The organism is Nocardia sp. NPDC051030, assembly GCF_040683015.1.
GTDB lineage: Bacteria > Actinomycetota > Actinomycetes > Mycobacteriales > Mycobacteriaceae > Nocardia.
Map to the genome: position 1 here is coordinate 640,607 of NZ_JBFBCD010000005.1, position 23,326 is coordinate 663,932.

Sequence of the window (23,326 nt, forward strand, 5' to 3'; positions counted from 1 at the left end):
CAACGGTCAAAAGAAGCGGGCGTCCAGAAATGGGCGCCCGCTTCGCTTTTCGGGATCAGTGGCCGGTGACGCCGCTGAGTTCGTTGGGGGCGGCGGCGAGGGTGGCGGTGGTGGTGATCTTGTCGGTGGTCAGGTCGATGCGATGGACCTGCTTGGTCGCCGGATCGGAGACGTAGGCGGTGTCGCCGCGCACGAACAGGGCCGGGCGGGGCTGCTGCCATGTGATCGGCTCTTCGAAGGCGGCGGCGACCGGGATGGTGCGGGTCACCGCGCCCGATTCCGGGTCGATGACGTGGACGCGGCCGTCGGTGCCGAGCACCAGGCCCTCGCCGTGCGGGCCGCGGGCCAGCGAGCGGAAGGTGTAGCTGGTGCCGAGATCGACCAGGCGGAGCGTGCCGGTGCGGGTGTCGATCAGTGAAACATGTTGGGGCCGTTCGAGTTCGGCGTCCTTATCCTGCTTGTAGTCACCGAGCACGATGGGGGACAGGTCGCTGCCGGACTGATTGCCGATGCGGCCGTACGGGGTCGGGCTGGTGACCTTGGTGATCACGCCGTCGCGGTAGACGAGTACGCCGTTCTGGCAGCCGATCACGACCGCCTCGCCCTGCGCGGTCGCCTCGCCGTGCACGCCGGGGCAGTCCTCGCTGCGCGCGATCTCCTTGCGCTGCGCGTCCAGCACCACCATGCCGACCCGCTTCTCCTCGGTGCCGAGCGTGACCGCCAGATCGCCGTTCGCGAGCTGCACCGCGACACCGTGATGCGGTGCGGCGGCCCGGTAGGAGTCGACGATCGGGGCCTTGTTCTCCAGCTGCGCCGGATCGAACGACCGGACCTCGCCGGTCCCATCGGTGAACAGCACGGTGCGACCGGCATGCCGGACCACGTGTCCCGGTTTGGCTCCGGGGAATTCGATATCGGTGAATTCGGCGTGCGCCGCGTCCAGCACCCGGAAGCCCTCGGTGGTCGACACCATCACGTGGCTGTCGTCCCCGGCGGGGTTGAGGCGGTTGAAGCCGTCCAGCTTCACGTCGTCGGCGAGCTGGAGTGTCTTGCCATCGAGCAGGTAGATACCGCCGTCATAGGTGACCGCGATCGGCTCGGCGATCGCGGTCCGCGCACCGTGCTCGGATTCGCCGGTGCCGCAACCACTCAGGGCAATGACAGATACGGTGAGCCCGGTCAATGCGACGGCGTGACCGCCACGCGAGCGTAATCTCATGTGCTACTCCAGTTCTCAGAGATGGTTCGGTGTTTCAGATGCCGGTCAGTCCGCGCGCGATGGCCTCGGTATTGGCGCGCATCATGTCCAGGTAGGTGCCCGCCCCACCGCCGGGCTCGGTCAGCGACTCTGAATACAGGGAGATGACCCGCACAGTCAGTCCGGCCTGCTCGGCCAGTACCCGAGCCAGCCGATCGGACTGCGAGGAATCGGCGAAGATGGCGCGCACTTCGGCGGCGCGCACGGTTCCGGCCAGTCCGGCCAGATCCGAGGCACTGGGCGAGGCGAGCGTGGTGCCGCCCGGAATCACCGCGCCGATCACCTCGAACCCGAATCGCTCTGCGAGATAACCGAATACGTGATGATTGGTGACAAGTTTGCGCTGCTCCGGCGCGATGGTGGCGAACCGTTCCCGCATCCACCCGTCGAGCGTGTCGAGCTCGGTCAGATACCGGTCGGTCGCGGCGCGCACCGCCCCCGCATCGATACCGCCGACATGTTCGAGCACCTGCGCGCTGATCACCTCGGCGGCCTTGCGGACTCGCATGGGATCCGTCCAGAAGTGCGGATCAGCGGAATCATTGTCGCGGTACCGAATCGGATCGACCGCCGCACCGACCGCCACCGCCGGAACACCCGCCTGCTCGGCGGCCTCGACATTGCGCCGCACACCCGCTTCGAGGCCCAGCCCGTTGTGCACGACCAGCGCGGCCCGTTCGAGAGCTGCCGCCTGACGCGCCGAGATGGCGAACTGGTGGGGGTCGGCATTCGGCGGCATCAGCACGGTCACCCGGGCGGCATCGCCGACCACATTCCGGGTGATGTCGCCGAGAATATTTGTGGTGACAATGATTTCGGCGCGACTCGACCCGCGCTCCGCGCAACTCGTCACGGCCGCCAGCAGCGCGAGGGCCAGGCAGGCCCGGAGGAGTGTCTTCACAGCCCGGTCTCCACGAAGGAGGTCGGCGCGATATCCAGCGGCAGCGTCCGCGCCCGGCGCAGGTTGTCGCGATAGTCGATCTCATGGATGGCCCGAGCCGCAGGGTCATTGAGGTAGGCCCGGCTCCGATCGACGTGGATCGCAGGTGGCGCGGCGTCATCCACTGCCCCGGAAATCACCTGTGTACAAGCAGTTTCCGTGCCGGTGGCGATATCGAAGGCATGCAGCACGCCGTCCCGTGTGAGCGTCAACAGTGCCGCGGATTCCCCGGCCGTATTCGCCGCCACGACCGGTCCGGTCGGTACGAACGTCCACGCCTTCGCGGCGAGGTCCAGCACCCACACGCCGCGCTTGCCCGCCTTCGCGACAAGAGTGGCGCTCCCCGGCCGATGCGTGAAGGCGACTGCCTGCTCCTCGACGGAGACGTTCTGCGGATACCGGATCTTCGACCCCGTGAATGTCCCTTCCGATTCATTCACCACCAAAGCCCCATCGGCACAACCGAATACGACTCCGCGCCGGGTCACCGCCGTCCCGCTCGCCCCCGGGCAACTCTCCGTGACGCCCGCGATCGATCGGCTATCCCGGTCGCGGATCTCCACCTGCCCGTTCTCGGGCGAGGCCACGACGAGCCGCCCGGCGTACGGCACGGCGATTCCGTCGACCGCCTTCCGCTCGACGACCTTCCCGTCATCCAATGCGGCCCGGTCGAGCAATACGGTGCGCGTTTCCGACGCGACGGCGGTGACCCCCGCATCGCCGTGCACCGACACCACGTCGGCGCACCCGCGCAGGTCACCGCGCTCGCGCGCCACACAGGTGTGGTCGAGTACGCCGACCTCCCGGACTCCGGCCCGGTAGTAGTGCATATGGTCGCCGTGGTCCACGACCCACGAACCGCCGTCGACTATGCGCACCATCCCCCCGGTGATCGCGTACGCGTGCCGCCCGTCCGTGAACAGTCGCTCGACGCCGGGTGCCCGACCCCCATCACTGACCTTCTCGCTGGTCAGATCGACGACCCGGATCGCGCCGGTGCCCTTGTCCGCCACCACGAGCCGAGGCTGCTCCTCCGCCATTTCCGTCGCGCCCGCGACGAATCCGTGTGGCACTTCCTCGGGTGTCTCGCCATGCTGCTGCGCTCCGCACCCCGCCAGCGGTGCTGCTGCCACCAGGACAGCCAGCGGGACAATAGAATTCGATCTGGTCCTGGCCGGTTGCTGTGGTCCGCGCCCGAATTTCCGCGCGCGCCCGTGGTCGGCAGCGGGCGGGCCGCCTCGCGGTAGGTGTCCCGATCCGTGCTGCCGCAGTCGATCTCGCACCTGCGCGGCGACCGCGGACGCGAAGAATATCCCGACCGCGACCGCGGCGATGGTTGCTCCCGCCGCGGTCTCGGCATGCCAGGAGATCGAGAGTCCGGCCACCGTGGCCACTCCGCCGAATATCGCGGCGAGCAGCATCATGATCGGAATCCGGTTGGTCCAGTAGGTCGCCGCCGCCGGTGGCGCGATGAGCAGGCCGAATACCAGGAGTGTTCCGACGATGTGGAAGGACGAGACGATCGCAAGGGTGACCAAGGCGAGTAGGGCGGCTTGTGCCAGGCGGGGGCGCAGTCCCAGGGTGGCGGCCTTGCGCGGGTCGAAGGCCAGTGCCACGAAGGCGCGATGCCCGAGTGCGGTGATCGTCGCGGCTGCTGCCAGCGCGATCAGCAGGTAGAGCAGGTCGCGGTCGCGAATGCCGAGCACATCGCCGAAGAGGAATCCGGTCACGTCGACAGCGAACGATTGCGACCGCGACACGATGATCACGCCGAGCGACAGCATTCCCACGAACAGCAGCCCGATGGCTATATCCGGCGAGAATCGCGTATTCCGCCCGAGCGCCGTCACTCCGATGGCCATGGCCGCCGCGCTCAATCCCGCGCCGAGCAGCAGGTTCCCGCCGAGCAGCGAGGCCACCGCAACCCCGGGCAGCATGCCGTGGGCCATGGCGTCGCCGAGGAATGCCATGCCGCGCACCACGATCCAGGTTCCGGCGAGTGCGCAGAGGCAGGAGACGAGCAGGCCGCCCCAGAGTGCGCGCTGCACGAAGGACACCTCGAGGGGGACGGTCAGCCAATCCATGGGGCCAGACCGTATAGTGAAAATGATTTTCAGTTCAAGTTAGGTGAGATAGTGCACAGTGATCAGCCCACGTCCATCCGGATCGACGAGCTATGTGCCGGTTATGCCGGGCGTACCGTTCTGCACGGGCTTTCGGCCGCTATTCCGGCAGGTCGCGTGACCGCGATTGTCGGTCCGAACGGTTCCGGGAAATCCACGCTGCTCGGGGTGCTCGCGGGGGTGCTGTCGCCGATTTCGGGAACCGTCGAGCGCACCGGCAGCCGACGACCGGCTCTGGTCGTGCAGCAGGCCGCGATTCCGCAGGCGCTGCCGATCACGGTCCGGCAGACGGTGGCCATGGGGCGGTGGGCGCATCGCGGCCCGTGGCGTCGGCTCACCCGGCAGGACAAGGCGCTCATCGGGAGCTGCATGGACCGCATGGGCGTCGCCGACCTGGCCGATCGCCGCCTGAGCGCGCTCTCCGGCGGTCAGCGTCAGCGCACGCTGCTGGCTCAGGCCCTGGCGCAGGACTCGGATCTACTCCTATTGGACGAGCCCGCAACGGGTTTGGATATCGCGGCCCGCGACGAGATTTCGCGCGTGCTGCATGAAATCGCCGCCACGAATGTCACCGTCGTGCAGGCCACCCACGACCACGACGAGGCCGCCCGGGCGCACCATCGCCTGCACCTCGAGGCCCAGTCGTAGCGGCTCGCCGATTACACCGAATCGACCGGTCGACCGTGTCGGATGTGAGAGCCTTCAGCTATGAGTAGCTCACCGAAGGCATTGCTCGAAGGCGGGCCTGACGGCCTGAAACCGCGGATCGTCCCGATTACGCCGCCCGGTATCGAGCTGCGGGTGGCCCACGGCAGCGGCTACGAACGCTTCAAGGTGACGCCGCGGTGGGAAGACACAGCGGAGGGCAGCCTCCCCGTCTACGAATGGGTCGCTCACATAGACGGGTGACCGTCGTAGCTCAGGCCGATCAGACCTCAGCGGCGCGGCGGATGGGCTGCCGCGTCGGCACCGGCTCTGTGGAAAGGAAGTCGGCGATCAGGCCGTAGACCTCGTTCGGCTTCTCCATGACCAGCAGATGTGAAGTGCCCGGGACGACGGCCAGTTCGGAATTCGGAATCGCGCGGTAGAGCGCAATGGTGTGCTCCAGCGTGATCGCGTCGTCGTCCCCGGCCATGACCAGCGTGCGTGCCGCCACCGCGTGCAGGTCCTCGGGGGTGAGAGTCGGCTGGGTGCGCGCCATCTCGACCACCTTGCGCGCCAGCACCGGGAAGTGCTCCTCACCGTCCGGCGACACCTCGCCGTGGCGAGCGCCCAGATAGCGCAGCGTGTCCGGTTCCAGGATCTCCTCGAGCAACTCCGGTTCGACCCCGTCGTGGTGGAAGTTGCCGCTGATCAACACGATTCGGCGTACCAGGTCCGGTCGCTTCAAGGCCACCAGCAGCGCCACGTTCGCGCCATCGCTGTGCCCGACCAGATGCGCGGGCTCCCTGACCACCTTCTCCAGGAAGGCGATGGTGTCGTCGGCCATCACGTCATAGGACAGTGGACCGTCGATATCGGGAGTGTGTCCGTGCCCGCGACGGTCGGTCGTGTACATCCGGAAGCGCCCCACGAGCACCGGCATGGCCGGTGCGAACATGCGCGAGTCGACCAGCCCGCCGTGCAGCAGCACCACCGGTTCGCCGTCCCCGTGCACGTCGTACCAAGTGGCCACATCACCGAGCTGAACGTTAGACATGCGTACATCCTCCCGGGTGGAACCGGGCGGCCGCACAACGGGTGCCGCGTCGCGGTGAAGTCGGTGGTGACGGCATCGACCGAAAAGGAAGCAGCCGCCCGCGGAGTGCGGGCGGCTGCTTCAGGTTTGCGTGGTTCGGGCTAGAACACCCGGAGCTTGCCGGGGGACCAGAAGCCGGAGCGGGTTGCCGTCCCGGTCTGGATCTCGGCGGCCTTGGCCGGGTAGTACTGCTCGTACTTCTCCAGCGAACCCCAGTCCCGCGCCCAGTTGTTCTTCAGATAGGTCGGGATGGTCTCGGACTTGGCGAGCATCTCGGTGAAGCCGAGCGGGCCGCCGTTCTCGCCTGCCTGCCAGGTATTTGTGGAGCTGATGGCGAGCGGGCGGTCCGGCAGGATGCGGTAGTTCGGCACCTCGGCCACGCCGTAGCGGTGGTCGAAGGGGCGCTGGCACGGGAATTGCAGGCCGACCGCCCAGTCCTCGAGGACCGGCTGCTCGGTACCGATGAAGGTATTGAGCGTCTGTAGCTTGGGCACGCGCGGCGGGGTGAACGCCAGCCACTGATCGCCGATCAGGATCGGGTCATTGGCGACAATGCGCACCGCATTCACTTCGGCCGGAACGGCATCCATCGGCACCCGCAGATTGCGCCAGGACGGGGCCGGGCCGACATCGCGCGGCTCGTAGAACTGCTTGAGATCGGTGACGGAGCCGTCCGGGTTCTGATGCCCGTACTGCACCAGCAGCGACTGACCGTAGGTCATATTGCCGGTGTCGTCGTGCGACATGATGCGCCCGGCCGCCGAGATGACGATCAGCGGCGAATCCTCCGAGCGCGCAGGCAGCTGATACCAGCTGGAGGTCAGGTTGGCGGGCTGCTGCACGCCGTCCTGCCAGCTGCCCATGACCGGCGTGGTGGCCGGGTCCAAGCCGAACGGCAGCGCCACGGTCGAGCCGTTCACGCCCTCGGCGCCCTTGCCGCCGCCGGTGCCCGCGCTCTGACCCTTCTCGAAGGCCGGGCCGACGGTCTGGCTGGAGGTATTGCCGGTGCCCGGCTTCACCTCGACGCTGTCGGCGTCCAGCTTCTCGGATACGCCATTGGGGGAGAAGCCGACCGGGTTGGCCCCGGCGAGCGGATCATTGTCCTTGGGCGGGTTGGCCTGGTCGATGATCGGCGGCAGATTGCCGCCGTTCGGATTGGCTTCCACCAGTACGTCATTGGCGAGTCCGCAGCTATTGCCGCCGAGCGCGTCGAAGTTGGAGCGGGCCAGCGAGTACGCCGGGTACTGCGAGAGCGCGCCCTTGGCCAGCGACATCACCTCGAACAGCACCATGAGCGCCGCGATCACGGTGAGCGGGATGGCGGCGAACTTGCGAACCCGCCTGCCGCGCTTGGTCTTCCCGTTCTCCATCGGCTTGGCGTAGCCCTCGCGCAGCGACTGCCAGGCGACCACCGCCAGTGCCAGGCCGAACAGCACCAGCATGAGGGTGTTGGACTGGTAGCCGTGCAGCGAGACGCGCTTGTCGTACCACGGCACGCCGTAGCTGGACACGTACCAGTAGCCATTGATGCCGGAGAAGGCGAGCGCCAGCGTGAACAGCAGGCCCGCCAGGAACACCGACCGGTTCTTCCGCGACCGCAATGCGGTGGCGGACACCGCAACCGCGGTCACCGCCGCCAGCGCACCCGCGATACCCGCGTACGCGCCGAAGTGGTGTGTCCACTTGGTCGGGTTGAACATCATGAAGAAGATGGTTCCGAAGACCACGCCCATCAACCGCCAGGTCGGCCCGGACGCGATGCCCGCCACCTGCCGCCGGCGCAGCAGCACCAGCATGGTGGTGATGAGGCACAGGATCATGAGCAGGAAGGCGAACCGGCGCGCGAGCGAGCCGTCCACGGTTTCCACGAACAGGTAGTAGTAGCGCAGGTAGTCCTCGTACCAGGCCAGGTTCGGGCCGACGGCCTGGCGAACCCGGTTGGCCTCCATGATCCCGGCGAAGGTCTGATCGCCGAAGACGACCACCAGCACCAGGACTCCGGCCGCCGCGATGGGTGCGAGCAGTGCCAGATCACCGAACTGCTTGCGGCGGCGCACCACGATCCGCACGAGGGGCCGGATACCGGCGAGCAGGGCCGCCACACACATCAGACCGGTCGGTGCGGCTGCGAGGGTGAATGCCGCGACCAGCACCGCGACCGCCGCGGGCAGCAATCGTGAAGTGGCAATGGCTCGTTCGATGGACACCCAGGTGAGCAGTGCGCCGAGCGCCACGATCGGCTCCGAGCGCAGGCCATTGTCGTAGGGCAGCCAGAAGGCGAGGAACACCAGACCGCCGGTCCACAGCGCCACCTTGGAGGTGGCGACGCCGCGCCCGAGACGCGGTACAACCTCGCGGCTGATCACCATCCAGCACAGAATTCCGCACAGCAGCGCCGGAATTCGCACCACCGGGCTGGCGGTGGAGATCTCCGAGAACGCCTGGATCACGTAGTAATACCAGCCGAACGGCGCCTCGGGCACGCCGAACCAGCGGAAGTAGTTGGCCATATAACCGGCGTGCGGCGCGACCCGGACCATGGTCATGATGTAGCCGTCGTCGGAGGTGTTCGCGCCGATGAAGTGCCACACCGCGAGCGTGCCGATGACGCCGCCGTCCGCCCAGGTCGGCCGCAGCCACTTGGCCGGGAGAATGCGCCGGTGCCCGCGGCCGTCGCTGGTGTCGAGCTTGGCCAGTGCGCCCATGGCCAGCAGGGTCAGCAGCACGGCGGCGATGATCGCGACCAGCTTGAGAATCGTGGGAGTGGAGGAGAACCGCGAGTCCACCGTCATATGGAACGAAAGGCCCTCCGGGACCGCGCCTTTCATATCGGTGAAGACGCCGACCACCTGCGGCCGCAGATCACCGTCGAGCTTGCCCTCGACATCGACGGTGACCAATTCCTTGCCGCCGTCGGGAGTGGCCTTCTCGACGGTGTGGGTCAGGCCGACGAATTTCGCGTAAGTCCGGTTGATATCGGAGCTGATATCGATCGAGGAGCACTGGCTCAACTCCGATCGCGGCGCCGACGCCACCACCGCATTGCGGTCCAGCACATCCACGCTCTCGCCCGAGACGCGCACGAACATGGATTCCAGGTCCGCGCCCTTGCCCTGCGGCGGCGCGGTCGCCAGCAGAATGCCGCCGCGCGGATCCAGTTGCTGCACCGCCGAACACGGGATGCTGACGCTCAGGTCCAACGGCACCTGCGACATGAGCGGCGCGTCGATGCTGGCGAGCGTCCCGTCCTGCGGCCAATTCACCACCGCGGTGGTCTGCTTGACCGGCAAGAACGGCGTGGCCAGCGCGAACAGCGCCCCCAGCACGCCCGCGACGATCGCGATCAGCTTCGCGATCCGATAATCCCCCGGCGTCGCGGGGGCGGTTGCCGGTGGATTCGGCTTTGTCAGCACAGCAGAGGCGTCGGGCACGGTTGCTGATGGTATCTGCCCATCGCCGGAGTGGCCCTCTTCACTCCGGCGATGCGAATCGCATGGGGTGTCTGCCGCTATTTCGCCCGGATGGGGGAGTCCTTGGCGAGGCCCGAGCGGGTCTCGACCGTGACGTTCAGCTTGGCGGGGACGGCGTCGGGGACGTAGGGGGTGTACTTCTCGAGCGAACCCCAGTCACGGGCCCAGTCGTGGTTCAGATACGACGGGATGGTCTGGGATTTCAGGAGGAGGCCGGTCCAGCCGAGCGGGCCGCCGCCGATATCGTCCTGCCAGGCATTGGAGGCGTCCGACCCGGTCCGGTCCGGGAGGATGCGCCACCGCGGCACCTCGGCCACGCCGTCGTGGTGGTCGAACGGGCGCTGGCAGGGGAAGGCGAGGCCGACATGCCAGTCCTCGAGGACCGGGTCGGTGTGGCCGACAAGGGTATTCAGCGATTCCAGCTTGGGCAGGCGGGGCGGGGTGACGGCCAGCCACTGACGCGGGGTGATGTCGCGGTCGTCGGCGACCAGGCGAACGGCATTGGCCCCCGCCGGAATCTGATCCAGGGGGATACGCAGATTGCGCCAGGACGGGTTCGGGCCGATATCGGTGGGCCGGATCTGGTGGACGTCGGTGACGGTGCCGTCGGCGGCGCGGGTCCCGTATTCCAGGAACAGGTCCTGACCGTAGGTTTCCACCCCGTCCTTGGTGAAGGACCGGATGCGGCCCGCCGCGGTGATCACCAGGACCTTGTAGTCCGGGTTGTCGCGCACGGCGGGATCGAACTTGTACCACTCGGTGGTCAGGTTCGAAACCTGCTGTTCGCCATCGGTATAGCTGCCGAGGACGGGCGTGGTGGCCGGGTCCAGGCCGAACGGCAGCGCGACCGTGCTGCCATTGATGCCGGTCTCCTCGCTCTTACCGCCGCCGGTGCCCGCACCGGTGGTGTTGGTGGTCTTGTTCTTGGAGTCCTTGCTCACCGAGTTCGCACCGCCGGAGACGGTCTCCTCCGCATCGGCGGTGAGGTCGGATGCCACGCCGTTCGGCGTGAATCCGGTGTTCTTGGCCGACAATCCGTCGGCGTCGGAGCCGGTCCACGGGTGCAACAGGGAGTCCTTGGTATCGGTCTCCACCAGCACGTCATTGGCCAATGCGCACGAATCCCCGGTCAGCGAACGCAGATTCGAGGCGGCAATGGAGTATGCCGGGTATTGGGTGACCGCCGCCTTGGCCAGCGACAGCACCTCGAACAGCACCAGGACGGCCGCCGCGATGGTGAGCGGCATGGTGGCGAACTTGTCGAACTTGCGCTCCGGCTTGGCCTTCGCGTACGGCTCCCGATAGTGCTGCCAGAGCGCGAACAGCAGGGACAGAATCGCCAGGCCGAGGAACAGCGTGGAGAAGCCCTTGCCCGCGATGAGCGGGGCCTTGTCGAACCACGGCACGCCGTAGCTGGACACGTACCACCAGCCATTGGGGCCGGTGAAGGTCATGGCGAGCAGGAAGAACACAGCCGCCGTGAACAGCGTGCGATTGCGTGGCGAGCGAATACCGTTGACCCCCACCGCGACCGCGGCCAGCGCCGCCACCGATCCGGCGAGCCCGGCGTACACGCCGAAGTGATGCGTCCACTTGGTGGGCGTGAACATCATCAGGAACAGCGACATGAAGACAATGCCCAGAATCCGCGCCGACGGCCCGCGCGAGGTGCCCGGAATGCGGCCGTTCTTGCGCAGCATGACCAGCACGCAGACGCCGAGGCACAGCAGCATGGCGAGAATCCCGAACCGGCGTGAGAGCGACCCGTCGGGGGAGAGCATGAGCAGCGAATCCCAGCGGGTGCGCTCATCGAACCAGGCCACATTGGGGCCGATCAGGGTGCGGACCCGGGTCGCCTCCATGACCGAGGCCAGCGTCTGATCGGCGAAAACCACCACCAGCACCAGGGTTCCGGCCGCGATGCCGGGTGCGAACAGCGCGCCGTACCGCAGCAATGCCGAGCCTTCGCCCTTGGCGCGCTTCAGGATTGCCTGCAGGACGGGCCGGGATCCGGCGATGAGCGCGGCGAGGCAGATCAAACCGGTCGGCCCGGCCGCGAGCGAGAAGCCCGCGATCAGCACCGCGATCGCGGCGGGCAGCAGTCGTCCGGTGGCAATGGCGCGTTCGATGGAGCACCAGGTGAGCAGTGCGCCCGCGGCGATCAGCGGTTCGGGGCGCAGGCCATTGTCGTAGGGCATCCAGGCGGCCAGGAACACCAGCGCGGCGGTCCAGATCGCCACCCGGTCGCGTCGCACCCGGGAACCCAGGCGCGGCAGCACTTCCCGGCTGATGACCAGCCAGCAGACGATTCCGGCCAGTAGCGAGGGCAATCGCATCCACGGGCTGGCATCGCTGATCCGGGTCATCCAGGCGAGCACCTCGTACGGCCATCCGAACGGGGCCTCGGCCACACCGAACCAGCGGTAGTAGTTGGCCATGTACCCGGATTCCTTGGAGGCCCGGGCCATATTCAGGATGTAGCCGTCGTCGGATGTATTGGCGCCGATGACATGCCAGACGGCGAGGGTGCCGAGTACGCCCACATCCGCGAGACTGACACGCCACCAGTGCGCGGGCAGGAAGCGGCGCGGGCGGCGGCCGTCGCTGGTGTCCAGCAGGTGCAGGGCGAACAATGCGTTGAGCGTGAACAGCACCGCGCCGATGATGGCCAGCCGCTTGAGCCAGGTCGGGCTGGAGCTGAATCGGGCATCGATATCGGCGAACGCCATGGATGCGCCGAGTTGCTGCCGGTTCAAATCACTGAACATGCCGACCAGTTGGGGCCGGGTATCCCCGAGAATCCGGTTCGCGAACGGCGTCCCGTCCTTGCGCGTGGCCCCGGTGATCTCGGCCCGAGTCTCCGTGGCGTCGGAATGTACGCCGAGCGAGCCGCAGTCCTGGATCTCCGCCAGCGGCGCGGACAGCACCGGAATCAGCCGGAGCAGTACCGATACCGTGCGTCCGGTGGTCGGCTCGTCGCTGATCCTGATCACGAGGCCCTTGTCCGCGGCCTTCCCCGAAGCCGCCGGCACGGTCGAGAACAGCGTCCCGTTCGGGGCGTCCCGCAAGACCTCGCACCCCAGGTTGACGTCGAAGTTCAATGGCACGTAAGACACCAGGGGTGCCTCGACGTTGACCGTATTACCTTGCGGCCAACTCAAGGTCGGCCGATCCTGCTTCACGGGCAGGACGGGGCTCAACACCGCCAGCAGGATTCCGATGACTCCGGAAACCAGGGCGATGAGGCGGATGCGGTGAAACCTTCGGGTGTCTTCGCGCACGAGCACCGATGCTATAGACCGTGAGAATCCAGTCACTCGCGACTCGTCTGTAGCCGGAACGACAGATGTAGGCCAGGATGGTTGGTATCCGAACTGGGCGAGGGGCCGGGCCGGGAGTGAAGAGGAAGCATGAGCGAGCTGCGACCTGGCGAAGTGATCGCCGGGTATGTGATCGCGCGACGAATCGGAGCGGGGGGTTCAGGCGTCGTCTACGCGGCGCGACACCCACGTCTACCCAGGCTCACGGCCTTGAAGATCTTGAAAGAGGGCGAGGTAGCCGACGCCGAGGTGTGGAAACGCTTCGAGCGTGAGGCGGATATCGCCGCGCACTTCGACCATCCGAATATCGTCCAGGTCTATGACCGGGGTGTCGCCGATGACCGGTTCTGGATCTCCATGCAGTACATCGAGGGCGTGGATGCCGCGGAGCTGCACGGGGTTTCGGCCGAGCGGGCGCTGCGTATCGGCGAGGAGATCGGCGGCGCGCTGGACTACGCGCACGGCAAGGGCGTACTGCATCGCGATGTGAAGCCGTCCAATATCCTGATCGCCGCGCCCGATGAGGGGCGGCCGGAGCGGGCCTTGCTGGGCGACTTCGGGATCGCCCGGATTCGGGATGAGACGACGAACCTCACGCATCCCGGAAATATCTCCGCCACTTTCGCTTTCGCGTCACCGGAGCAGGTGTCAGGCAAACCGGTCGGTCCGAAATCCGATCAATACTCCTTGGCGTGCACGCTTTTCGTGCTGCTCACCGATCAGCGGCCGTTCACCGCCGACAATCTGCTGGGCTGGGTGCACGCCCACACCCAGGAGAAACCACTGCGGGCCAGCACCATTCGCCCCGATCTGCCGGTCGCCCTGGACGCGGTGCTGGAACGCGCCCTGGCCAAGAACCCGGACGACCGGTACCCCAGCTGCGTGGAATTCACCCAGGCCGCCACCCAGGCGTACTACTCGGACCCGGCCATGGCGGTCACCGCACCGGCGCGCAGCCTGTTCACCCCGCGGCCACGCTCCACACCGATTCCGGCACCCGCCGACGAGCGAAAGTCACCGTGGCAGCGGCTATTACGCAGGAAGGTCGTCATTCCCGCGGCCATCGTCGCACTGGTCGTGGGTGGCGGGGTCGCCTACGCGCTCAGCCAAGGCGGCGAGGAGCCCAACCCGGCGGCGGGCCTGGTGCCGGACAAGTTCGTCGGCACCTGGCTGGCCACCGAGGGCCAGACCAACTATCGCCTGGTCGTGCAGCAGGGCAAGCGCAGCGATCCGGTGCTGTCCAACATCGTGGATGGCGTGCTGCCCAATGGATCCACGTTCCACTGCCAGTTCTCGGCTCCGCTGGACCAGGTGCCCTCCGATGGCGACCGCATACTCATCGGCACCTCCGAGATCGTCGCCCGCGAACCGGCGAACGCCTGCCGCGCCAATGGACCCACCACCCTCACCCTGCTTCCCGACGGCCGGGTCAGCCGCAAAACCGATGTGAGCGGCCTGATCACGTACACCAATGCCGACAAGGTCGCCGAATCCTGGGGCGATCACGCCGCCATCGCACAAGCATTCCCCAGTCTGGTCGGCCAGCTCGCCTCGAACGGTCGCGCGGTCGGCTGGCAGGGTTCGTCCTGCCAGAAACGCGATCCGGGCCCCGCCGACACCTCGGGCGCCCAGGGCGCACGCCGAATCGTCTGCAATGCGGAGGATTCCACCGGCCAGGTGCGCTTCGACGTCTTCGACTTCGGCACCCGCCCGGCCCAATCCGCCGCCACCCTGTTCTTCGCCGAGAAGGCCACCCGCACCACCATATTCAGCCATCAGGACGTGCCCGGTGAACTGACCATCACCGCCGAGGGCGCGGTCGACCCGGCGAACCAGAAGGACTCCGACGCCCGCCACATCCTCACCGCCGTCACCTTCCCCGACGGCGACCCCCGCTCCCGCTTCGTCCTCGTGGTCCGCTGGCCGGGCCACACGATCGATCAGGTCCTCACCGACTGGCTGTACCGAGCGCCCCTCAAATAGGCGCTCGCACAGCCGGACTCGTGGCTAGACCAAGTTGCGCACGTCCCACAGCCAGACGCCGTCGACCTTCTGGGCCGGGAAGCCGAGGAGTTCGTCCATGGTGATGCGGAGGGCGTCAGTGTTATCGGTCGGAGGGAGCACGACCACGTCGGCCTGCCAGTAGCGAAGGTCCGCCAGGGCCTGGGCGCGGGCGGCATCGTCCACCACGGGAACCTTGTTGGACTGCTGGGCCTTGATGAGCAGACTGGCCGTGGGCCGGTCGTCCGGGCCGTAGCGGCCCTTCTTGTCGGTGCCGGTAGGGCCGACGAAATAGCCTCCCGCGAGCGGGAACTGGAAGCCGGAATCGATCTGCCAGCGCAGGGCGCGGGCGTCCGGCGGAGTGGGCGGCGGGGCGACCACCACCGAACCGTGCGAAACATACTGGCGGACAGTGCCATCGGTGAAGAAGGCCGGAGTCTCGCTGCGCTGCACCACCGGCAGGATGGTCGGGGTGAGCGGCAGCAGCGCCAGCACCATTGCGGCGAACCAGGCCAGCGGCCGCCAATCGGTGGCCGACTCACGCCAGTACTCCAGGGCGCGCTGCGTGGCCATGGCCAGGATGACGCCGATGGCCGGGATGGCCGCCATGGTGAAGCGGGATTCGAGCACCGAGTTCAGCAGCGGCACCTTCTCGAACCACGTCCACGGCAGGGTGATTCCGGTGTTGTGCTTGCCGATCATGAGGGTCGCGCCGAGCGAGAGCACCGTGCCCGTCACGATCACGGTGGCGGCGGCCCGCACCACGCGTTCGCGCCACATGAGCACGGTGGTCACGGTGAGGAGCAGCAGCAGGGGCCAGCCGAAGTAGGAGTTCTCCTCGGTGGGATTGATGGCCACGTTCTGGCCGTGCGCGAACAGGCCGCCCAGCGATTCGGACGGGAACTGGAACAGCGCCTTGAGGTCATTGTTCATCGGCCCGTGGTCGATGGACCGGTAGGACTGCGGGCCGAAGAACTGCCACCACAGCGGAATCTCGGTGAGCGCCACCGTGATCAGCGCGGCAAGCAGCACGGTCGGGGTGATGGCGCGCAGCGCGCGCAGTCCGGTGCGCGGGGCGTGCAGGTAGTAGACGAGCCCGAACAGCCCGAAGGCGAGCGCGAAAATGAGCAGCGGCTCCTCGCCCAGCGCGATCTGCAAGGACACCAGCAGACCCAGCACGAACGCGTCCCGCAGGCGGCGCGCCTTGCGGGCTTCGAGGGTATTGCCAGCCCGCTTGGCCATTCGAATGATCTGCAAGGCGATCAGCGGAAGCAGTGCCAGCAGTACGAAATTCGGGTGTGCGTTGGCATGCGAGATCATGGCGGGTGCGAAGCCGCAGAACAGACCGCCCACGGCCGCAGCGAGTTTCGAGCCGACCAGGTGTCGCGAGAACAGCCAGTACCAGGCGAACGCCGTCCCGAACAGCCCGATCGTCAGCACCAGCACGAAGGTGACGGTCGGCCCGAACAGCAGGGTGATCGGCGTGAGTGGCACGCCGACGCCGAACATGGCGGTATTGGCCATCATGTTCACGCCGTCGGGATAGTTCTGCAGGACAGTGCCGAGCGGATTCTGCAGATGCTCGATCCGGTGCGCGGTGACGGCGAAGAACCATTCCCACATGGTCTGGTCCTGGCCGCTCTTGATGAGGTAGCCGCTCTCGGTATTGCGCCACTGACCGGACAACACCAGCACCGCCAGGGACAGATAACCGGTAGCCACGATCAGATCGGTGCGCGCGGTGCGGATGCGCAGCAGCGCACGGCGCGAGCGAGTCAGCTTGGGAGAAGCCGGTTTTGCCGAGGCCGGAGCGAACGGCTCCAGCACCGTCACCGCCGATCGGTCTTCAGTTGTCCGGTCGGTTGCCCACCCCTGTGCCACGCGATAACTCCTCTTGCCTTCACAATCAGCCGCTCAACTTACCGGGTACGACTGAGATTGCGCTGGCAAGTGCCTGAGTTATCCACAGAAAAGGGTAGTTATCCCCAGATTCTCACCAAATTTGGGGATAACGTGACAGTTGTCTCGAGCTAGCGCCGCTGTCTCGAGCTAGCGCCGCACGACCAGCGTGAACGGACCGATATCCGTGACCCGGAAGTGCTCATCCTCGAACAATGCCTTCGGGAACGCCACCGTGTACCGCTTCACATTCGGATCATTCGGATACACATCCTCGGCCAGCCGCAGCGTGTACTCGTCCCCGGAACGCCGGAACAGGAACGCATCCGGAGCCCGCCATACACAGTGATTCAGCGAGTCCTGAAACTCCTGCGTCGACTTCATCTGCGACCACCGCTTGATCTCGGCCGCCCGCCCCGCGAAGTCGGCGAGGGGATTCGCGTAATGCGAAGTGAGCGCCTGGAATCCGAAGTACGGATAGATCGCCAGGAAGCTGGTGTCCGCCGTCAGCACCACGGATTCATCCCGAGCCCGCCCGGTCTGCGCCAGCAACGCCGCATCGATATCCCGGTAGTACTTCACCGCGGACGGCGGCCGCTTATCCGCGCGCTCCCCATTCCCATCGGTATCGGTGTATGCGGTGGAGATTTCGGCGGCCAGCACGGTCGGAATCTGCTGACTGAACGCCACCGCGCCCACCAATGCCACGGCCGCGGCGGCAGGCCGGAACCGGTCGGGCTCGTTCAACACCTGATAAACGGCGCGAGCCCCCTCCGCGAACCCGAACACCCCGGCCGCACTCAACAGCCCCAACAGCACCTGATCGAGCCGGAACGACAGCAACGTGGTCCCGGCAGCAGTGGCCGCCATCGACAACAGGCACCACAGATAAACCGCCACCACGCCGATCCCCAGCGCCTGAGCCCGCCGCGAACTCCCCACCCGAACCACCAGCCACACGGTCCCGAGCAGGCAGAACGCACCCAACAGGGTGAACTCGGTCATGGGCAGCGGCAACCGCGACCCCGGTTCGGGCAGGTAATGGAAGGCGCTTCCGGACGAGAAACTCGCCTTCCCGCTCAGCATCTTCACCAGGAACGGCACCCACACGGTCAGCGCCAGCACCCCGGCGACAACACCCATGCCGATCAGCCGCCCCAGAATCGGCCGCAACACCGCCCACACCGACGGCACGGTCACCCGAGCCCGGCGCGCGCCCTTCCGCTCCCGCAGCGCGAGCCAGGCGGCGATCACCGCCATCAGGCACACCGTGAACACGGCGACAACGAAGTACAGCGTGTAGAAGGTGGCCGCGAGCCCGAGGAACAATCCAGCCCCGATGACGGCACCCCATCCGCCCGCGGTCCCCACGGCAGGCTCCGCAGGCCGGTGCAGTGCTCCCCAGGCCATCAGTAGCGCAGGCCCCAACAGCAAGATCAGCGGCGCGCTATAGGCCTCGGGCGCACCATAAGCCAGCACCACCGCCGTGGTAGCCCCCGCGACCCCGACGGCCCAATCCGCCCGAATCAACTTGGACCACAACACAAGCGCCACGGTCGCCGCGACCGCCAACCCGAGGATCGCGAAGGGCTTGAACGCCTCCCACCCCTCCATCCCGGCCAGCTTCGCGAACCGCCCCCCGAGCCAGAACCACCCACCCGGGTAATAGGGCGGCAGCTCCGCGTAATTCATGTCCCGCAGCGCCGCACTATCGGTCAGCCGCGTCAAATACTGGGTCCGGAACTCCTGGTCCACCGAAAGCCCGAACAGATACAGCTTGGTAGCCGCGAGCGGCATCCCCAACGTCACCGTCACGAACGCCGAAATCCCCGCCCATGAAAGCAGTTTCGCGACCCACGGCCACTTGTGCATGCGCAGCAACACGATCGACCCGGCGAGCATGGCAAGCGCCACCACCTGCCCCACCGTCGTGATGGCCCGAGTCACATTGGACGAGTTGAACGCCGGCCAGTGCACCACCGAAAACGCGACCAGCCCCACCCCGGCCACCCCGGCAGCGACCAACGCTGCCATCCCGGCTTCGCCGAGCGCACCACCGGCTTGCCGCACCAGCAAGCCCCCCCGCCCACTCGACTTCTGCTCGCTCATTCGCACTCCGCCTCCGGACTCATATCCCTGACCGCTCGCCGCTGCGACAGCCTAGCGGCGACCCGGTGCGCCGCATCCAGAGCGCGCCGATGGCATCGCGATTTGGCCCACTTCAGGTAATACTTGCAGTAACCTGATCGGTATGACCCAGCAGCTGTCGGTGAAGATCCCGGATGATCTCGATGCGCGACTACGGTCGGCGGCGGGCGGAAATGTCTCGCAATGGGTCGTCGAAGCCATCCAGGATCGTTTGGATCGCGAGATGTGGGAGCAGTCCAAAGCCGTCGATCAGATGCTCGGCATCACCGAGGACTGGATGTACGAGCAGGTGCGGTTGCGTGACACGATTCGAGCCGAAGCGCTGGACAACGGGGGGACCGTTTGAAGCAGGGCGAGATCCGACGGCTGCTCGCATCAACTTCTCCCACACCTGTTTACGCCTTGGTGCTGTCGGGACCCCGCTATCTCGCAGCGGGTAAGGGCAGGGTCGTGGTGTGTCAGGTAGTGCCCGGGGCTGTTCCGGACGACTTCACGTCAATCTGTCGGGTTTCGTACCGGAATGCTGACGGCATCGACACCATCGGATTGGCTATACCGGATCTGATCAGTTGGTATCCACTGTCCGCACTGGGTGACTGCGCAGGGATAGTTACTGACACATCGCTTCTTACTCGTCTGGTGGAAGCGCTCTTTCGCTGAGGAACTCGTTGTCCAATCGAATGTGAGCGGCTTCGGCTGTTTCGAGATCCCAGTCGCGGGCCAGTTGGAAGTAGTGGTCGTAGGCGGCAGAGCGGGCCAGGCGTTCGTCGTCGGTCGGTGACATCTCAACTCCTGTCGGTCAACAGGTGGTTCGAATCAGGATACGTTTCGACCAGGTTCGTGTGGGTGGGCATATGAGAACTGCCGCACCTTCCGGGGAAGGTGCGGCAGTTCGGTACAGGCTCGGAGGTTAGACCGGGAGCTTGCGGAAGATCGGGCGCGGGATGTGGCGCAGGATCATCATGATGTAGCGGAAAGTGCCGGGGGCCCAGACGATTTCCTTGCCCTTTTCGGAGGCCGCGACGGCGAGGGCTGCCACGTCTTCCTTGTCGACCGTGAGGGGGGCTTCCTTCACGTGGGCTGACATGCGGGTGCGGACCTGGCCGGGGCGGATGACCGTGACGCGGGGGCCGTGCGGGCGCAGGGCTTCGCCGAGGCCGAGGTAGAAGCCGTCGAGCCCGGCCTTGGTGGAGCCGTAGACGAAGTTGGAGCGGCGCACGCGCTCACCGGCCACCGAGGACATGGCGATGACGCGGCCGTAGCCCTGGGCCTTCATCTTGTCGCCGAGCAGCACACCCACGGAGACCGCGGCGGTGTAGTTCAGCTCGCAGGCGATGACGGCCTTGCGCTGGTCCTGCCACAGTTCCTCGGCATCACCGAGCATGCCGAAGGCGACAATCGCCACGTCCACGTCACCGTGCGACCAAGCCTGGTCGATGACCTTGGGGTGCGAATCCATGTCGAGCGCATCGAAATCGATGACGTCGACCTCGGACGCACCGGCGGCCTTCATCTGCGCGACGGCGTCCTCGCGCAGCGGATCGCCGGGCAGCGCCGCCAGGATGATGCGGGCGGGGCCCTTCTCGAGGTACTTGGAGCAGATCGCGAGACCGATCTCCGAGGTACCGCCAAGCAGCAGAATGGACTGCGGGTTTCCTACCGCATTGATCACTGAAGCTCCAGCCTTCGCGCCATATCGGACATGAAAACGCCTGTGGGGTCCACGGATCGGCGGATCTTGATCCACTCGTCGATCCGCGGGTACATCTTGTGGAAGGTCTCCGCGGTGGTGCGGGAATCCTTCGCGGTGTACAGACGACCGCCGAATTCCATCACACGCCGGTCGAGATCGGTCACGAGCTCGTTCAGACCCGCCCGAATCGGGAAGTCTACGCAGATGTTCCAGCCCGGCATCGGGAAGCTCAGCGGAGCCGGATTGCCCGCGCCGAACAGCTTGAAGACATTCAGCGCCGAAATGTGCCCGGAGGCCTGGATATCGATGATGATCTTCTTGAATTCCTCGACCGCGTCGGTCGGCACCACGAACTGGTACTGCAGGAATCCGGCCGGACCGTACGCCCGATTCCACTCCGCGATCATGTCGAGCGGGTGGTAGAACTGCGTCAGGTTCTGGATCTTGCCGGTGTAGTTGCCGCCCATGGCGTAGTACGCCTCGCCGACCGCACCGAGGGTGAGCCGGTTCGCGGTGAAGCTCGGGAAGATATTCGGCACCGTCATCAGCTGCGGCGCATCGAACTTGAGTGGGTTCTTCTGCTTCTTCTTGGGCAGCTCGTCGACCTTCGCCAACCGGCCGCGAGTGATGCAGGCGCGGCCGAGCTTCGGCTGCGGGTTCATCACATCGAACCAGGCGCTGGAGTAGGTGTAATTCGCTTCGCTGCCGTCGCTGTGCGCGGCGATGGTCTCATCCAGCGTCGTGGTCTTGACGCCGTCATTGATGAAGTACGCCGACTCCGTCGCCACCATTTCGATGGTCGCGCGCAGGATGATGCCGGTCAGCCCATTGCCGCCGACGGTGGCCCAGAACAACTTGGCGTTCTTCTTGGGCCCGATGTGGTGCACGGTGCCGTCGGCGGTGAGCAGGTCGATGGACCGCACATGATTGCCGAAAGAACCCTCGCTGTGATGGTTCTTGCCATGAATATCGGAGGCGATGGCGCCGCCGATGGTGACCTGCCGCGTACCGGGTAGCACCGGAACCCACAGCCCGAACGGCAGTGCCGCCTTCATGAGCTGGTCCAGGCTGACGCCGCCGTCCACATCGACCAGGCGGGAATCGCGGTCGATGCGGTGGATGCGGTTCAACGCGGGCATGTCGATGACCAGGCCGCCCGAGTTCTGCGCGTGGTCGCCATAGGAGCGGCCGAGACCGCGAGCGATGACGCCGCGGCGCAGATGCGCGGGCTTGGAGTCGTTGTCCTCCGCGACCATGGCGACCGCACGGGCAATGAGCTCCGGGTCACTGGTCGAGAGAACTTCGGAGGTGGTGGGTGCGGTGCGACCCCAACCGGTCAGTGTGCGAGTGCGCGTCGGCAGGGTAAACGAGCCGGTCGACGCCGTGTCCGCACCTTCGCCAGCCGAGTTGTCGGCGGCGGCCGTGGTGGTCTGAGCTTTCGTGGACATCGGGATAGAGAGTACAGACATAACCGATTCGAGGCTTGTGTCCTTGATCCCTGGCACTACTCTCGTGCGTTGTGACCGCGGAACCCCATCTGCCCCTCCCGCCCGAGCTGCCCCTCGTAGACGAGCCGGGTGGTACGGACGTCGATCTGAAAACCCAGATCATCCGGTTCGCGGTCACGGGCGGTCTGTCCGCCATCGTCGACTTCGGCCTCTACACCTTGCTCTTCAAGGTGTTCGGCCTGCCGCTGCCGGTGGCGAAGTCCATCAGCTTCATAGCGGGCACCACCACCGCGTATCTGATCAATCGCCGCTGGACCTTCAAGGCGGAGCCCAGCCGCAAGCGCTTCATCGCGGTGATAGCCCTTTACGCCGTGACCTTCGCCATCCAGGTCGGCATCAACCAGGTCACCTTCTACGCGCTGCCCGATGAATGGTGGCGCATGGCCATCGCATTCTGCGTGGCCCAGGGCACCGCGACCGTGATCAACTTCATCGTCCAGCGCGCGGTCATCTTCAAGATCCACTGACCGCAGAGGTACCGACCTCAGAGGTCGGCGAGGGCGCGCGACTCCTCTTTGGCGCGGAAGTAGTCGCCGCCCTTGGCCCGGACATTGTCGGTGCCCCATTGGCGGGTCTCGCGCTGGGCGGGGACCAAGTGCGGGATGTGTTTGCGGCAGTGGATGTAGGCCTCCTCTATATCCACCACCACCCAGCGCTCCGGGAGGCGACCGCGGTCGTCCGGGGGGAGGTCGGAGACGCAGCGGCGCATGAGGGTGTCGTCGACTATGCGGGCGGTGCCGTTGATGTGCAGGCCGATGAGGTCCTGGACGAAGTCGATCATGAGGATGCCCACATGGGGGTTCTCGAGGAGGTTTCCCAGGCTGGCCATGACGCCATTGCCGCGATACTCGGGATAGGCCAGGGTGCGGTCATCGATCACGTGCAGGAAGCCGGGCTTACCGGCGCGGAAGCTATTGTCGCATTCGCCGGTCTTGTCGGCGGTGGCGATGAAGGCCATATCCATTCGGCCGATGAATTCGATCATGGTTTCATTCAGCCGATTTCGGACTTGATCATTATAGAAGCGCTCTGCCCGACCCTGAGTTCCGTAGCGTTCCTGGAGTTCTCGCTCGCCGTCGCTGCCGTTTCTGATACCGGGCATCGTGCACCCCTTTGGTAGCTGAACACCGGATAGAAGAGGCTCGGCCACGAAACTCGGCCATCCGAAATCCTATACGGTTGAACTATTTTGGTGTGGCGAATGCGTGAACCGGCCCATCTGCCCTGG

Annotated in this window: 17 protein-coding genes; 5 read left to right on the top strand and 12 right to left on the bottom strand. The window is 66.3% G+C overall.

Annotated elements, in window-relative coordinates:
* Window positions 1-55: 55 nt before the first annotated feature.
* The 3 genes from aztD to aztB are packed head-to-tail and all read right to left on the bottom strand — an operon-like array spanning window position 56 to window position 4,282.
* A complete protein-coding gene (gene aztD, locus AB0N05_RS20550) occupies window positions 56-1,219 on the bottom strand; it encodes a zinc metallochaperone AztD (RefSeq protein WP_364696216.1) in 1,164 nt (387 codons plus the stop codon).
* Window positions 1,220-1,253: 34 nt separating this feature from the next.
* Window positions 1,254-2,123 (bottom strand): zinc ABC transporter substrate-binding protein AztC, encoded by an 870-nt coding sequence (aztC, locus tag AB0N05_RS20555; protein ID WP_364696553.1) that lies wholly within the window; start codon window positions 2,121-2,123, stop codon window positions 1,254-1,256.
* 32 nt (window positions 2,124-2,155) lie between these two features.
* Window positions 2,156-4,282 carry a zinc ABC transporter permease AztB gene (gene aztB / locus AB0N05_RS20560; protein WP_364696219.1) on the bottom strand — a complete coding sequence of 709 codons (2,127 nt, stop codon included), beginning with the start codon at window positions 4,280-4,282 and terminating at the stop codon, window positions 2,156-2,158.
* A 51-nt stretch (window positions 4,283-4,333) separates the two neighbouring features.
* On the opposite strand from aztB, the gene aztA reads away from it, so the two are divergent.
* Both aztA and AB0N05_RS20570 read left to right on the top strand, forming a co-directional pair.
* The gene (gene aztA / locus AB0N05_RS20565; RefSeq protein ID WP_364696222.1) at window positions 4,334-4,969 is read left to right on the top strand and encodes a zinc ABC transporter ATP-binding protein AztA; all 636 of its coding nucleotides are present in this window, start codon (window positions 4,334-4,336) and stop codon (window positions 4,967-4,969) included.
* A 60-nt stretch (window positions 4,970-5,029) separates the two neighbouring features.
* Window positions 5,030-5,230: a DUF5988 family protein gene (locus AB0N05_RS20570; RefSeq protein ID WP_364696225.1), complete on the top strand. Its 201-nt coding sequence runs from the start codon at window positions 5,030-5,032 to the stop codon at window positions 5,228-5,230.
* A 19-nt stretch (window positions 5,231-5,249) separates the two neighbouring features.
* Here AB0N05_RS20570 and AB0N05_RS20575 read toward each other — a convergent pair whose 3' ends face one another.
* The 3 genes from AB0N05_RS20575 to AB0N05_RS20585 form a co-directional block, all read right to left on the bottom strand.
* The gene (locus tag AB0N05_RS20575) at window positions 5,250-6,020 is read right to left on the bottom strand and encodes an alpha/beta hydrolase (RefSeq protein WP_364696228.1); all 771 of its coding nucleotides are present in this window, start codon (window positions 6,018-6,020) and stop codon (window positions 5,250-5,252) included.
* Window positions 6,021-6,160: 140 nt separating this feature from the next.
* Window positions 6,161-9,469, bottom strand: coding sequence for an arabinosyltransferase domain-containing protein (locus AB0N05_RS20580; RefSeq protein WP_364696556.1), 3,309 nt, complete (start codon window positions 9,467-9,469; stop codon window positions 6,161-6,163).
* Window positions 9,470-9,567: 98 nt separating this feature from the next.
* Complete coding sequence (locus AB0N05_RS20585; protein WP_364696231.1) at window positions 9,568-12,810, bottom strand: arabinosyltransferase domain-containing protein; 3,243 nt, start codon at window positions 12,808-12,810, stop codon at window positions 9,568-9,570.
* 129 nt (window positions 12,811-12,939) lie between these two features.
* Here AB0N05_RS20585 and AB0N05_RS20590 point away from each other — a divergent pair, with 129 nt between their 5' ends.
* On the top strand, window positions 12,940-14,832 hold the full coding sequence (locus tag AB0N05_RS20590) for a serine/threonine-protein kinase (RefSeq protein WP_364696234.1): 1,893 nt from the start codon (window positions 12,940-12,942) through the stop codon (window positions 14,830-14,832).
* Between the two features lie 24 nt (window positions 14,833-14,856).
* Here the strand turns inward: AB0N05_RS20590 and AB0N05_RS20595 are convergent, their stop codons facing one another.
* Complete coding sequence (locus AB0N05_RS20595; protein WP_364696237.1) at window positions 14,857-16,731, bottom strand: glycosyl transferase; 1,875 nt, start codon at window positions 16,729-16,731, stop codon at window positions 14,857-14,859.
* A gap of 168 nt (window positions 16,732-16,899) precedes the next feature.
* The gene (locus AB0N05_RS20600; protein ID WP_364696559.1) at window positions 16,900-18,783 is read right to left on the bottom strand and encodes a galactan 5-O-arabinofuranosyltransferase; all 1,884 of its coding nucleotides are present in this window, start codon (window positions 18,781-18,783) and stop codon (window positions 16,900-16,902) included.
* Between the two features lie 217 nt (window positions 18,784-19,000).
* On the opposite strand from AB0N05_RS20600, the gene AB0N05_RS20605 reads away from it, so the two are divergent.
* Complete coding sequence (locus AB0N05_RS20605; protein ID WP_364696240.1) at window positions 19,001-19,243, top strand: hypothetical protein; 243 nt, start codon at window positions 19,001-19,003, stop codon at window positions 19,241-19,243.
* 282 nt (window positions 19,244-19,525) lie between these two features.
* Here the strand turns inward: AB0N05_RS20605 and AB0N05_RS20610 are convergent, their stop codons facing one another.
* The 3 genes from AB0N05_RS20610 to AB0N05_RS20620 all read right to left on the bottom strand — a co-directional run bounded on the left by AB0N05_RS20610 (window position 19,526) and on the right by AB0N05_RS20620 (window position 22,038).
* On the bottom strand, window positions 19,526-19,681 hold the full coding sequence (locus tag AB0N05_RS20610; RefSeq protein ID WP_364696243.1) for a hypothetical protein: 156 nt from the start codon (window positions 19,679-19,681) through the stop codon (window positions 19,526-19,528).
* Between the two features lie 126 nt (window positions 19,682-19,807).
* Window positions 19,808-20,569: a decaprenylphospho-beta-D-erythro-pentofuranosid-2-ulose 2-reductase gene (locus AB0N05_RS20615; RefSeq protein ID WP_364696246.1), complete on the bottom strand. Its 762-nt coding sequence runs from the start codon at window positions 20,567-20,569 to the stop codon at window positions 19,808-19,810.
* Complete coding sequence (locus tag AB0N05_RS20620) at window positions 20,566-22,038, bottom strand: FAD-binding oxidoreductase (RefSeq protein ID WP_364696249.1); 1,473 nt, start codon at window positions 22,036-22,038, stop codon at window positions 20,566-20,568. The genes AB0N05_RS20615 and AB0N05_RS20620 overlap by 4 nt, the downstream gene beginning before the upstream one ends.
* Before the next feature lie 71 nt (window positions 22,039-22,109).
* Between AB0N05_RS20620 and AB0N05_RS20625 the strand changes: the two genes are divergently transcribed.
* Window positions 22,110-22,565, top strand: a complete 456-nt coding sequence (locus tag AB0N05_RS20625) for a GtrA family protein (protein WP_364696252.1) — start codon at window positions 22,110-22,112, stop codon at window positions 22,563-22,565.
* A 17-nt stretch (window positions 22,566-22,582) separates the two neighbouring features.
* Here the strand turns inward: AB0N05_RS20625 and AB0N05_RS20630 are convergent, their stop codons facing one another.
* Window positions 22,583-23,200 (bottom strand): pyridoxamine 5'-phosphate oxidase family protein, encoded by a 618-nt coding sequence (locus AB0N05_RS20630; RefSeq protein WP_364696255.1) that lies wholly within the window; start codon window positions 23,198-23,200, stop codon window positions 22,583-22,585.
* Window positions 23,201-23,326: the final 126 nt, after the last annotated feature.

Coding starts and splice junctions, on each gene's coding strand:
- aztD (WP_364696216.1), bottom strand. CDS start 1,219: ATGAGATTACGCTCGCGTGGCGGTCACGCCGTCGCATTGACCGGGCTC.
- aztB (WP_364696219.1), bottom strand. CDS start 4,282: ATGGATTGGCTGACCGTCCCCCTCGAGGTGTCCTTCGTGCAGCGCGCA.
- AB0N05_RS20570 (WP_364696225.1), top strand. CDS start 5,030: ATGAGTAGCTCACCGAAGGCATTGCTCGAAGGCGGGCCTGACGGCCTG.
- AB0N05_RS20575 (WP_364696228.1), bottom strand. CDS start 6,020: ATGTCTAACGTTCAGCTCGGTGATGTGGCCACTTGGTACGACGTGCAC.
- AB0N05_RS20590 (WP_364696234.1), top strand. CDS start 12,940: ATGAGCGAGCTGCGACCTGGCGAAGTGATCGCCGGGTATGTGATCGCG.
- AB0N05_RS20600 (WP_364696559.1), bottom strand. CDS start 18,783: ATGGCAGCGTTGGTCGCTGCCGGGGTGGCCGGGGTGGGGCTGGTCGCG.
- AB0N05_RS20605 (WP_364696240.1), top strand. CDS start 19,001: ATGACCCAGCAGCTGTCGGTGAAGATCCCGGATGATCTCGATGCGCGA.
- AB0N05_RS20610 (WP_364696243.1), bottom strand. CDS start 19,681: ATGTCACCGACCGACGACGAACGCCTGGCCCGCTCTGCCGCCTACGAC.
- AB0N05_RS20620 (WP_364696249.1), bottom strand. CDS start 22,038: ATGTCCACGAAAGCTCAGACCACCACGGCCGCCGCCGACAACTCGGCT.
- AB0N05_RS20630 (WP_364696255.1), bottom strand. CDS start 23,200: ATGCCCGGTATCAGAAACGGCAGCGACGGCGAGCGAGAACTCCAGGAA.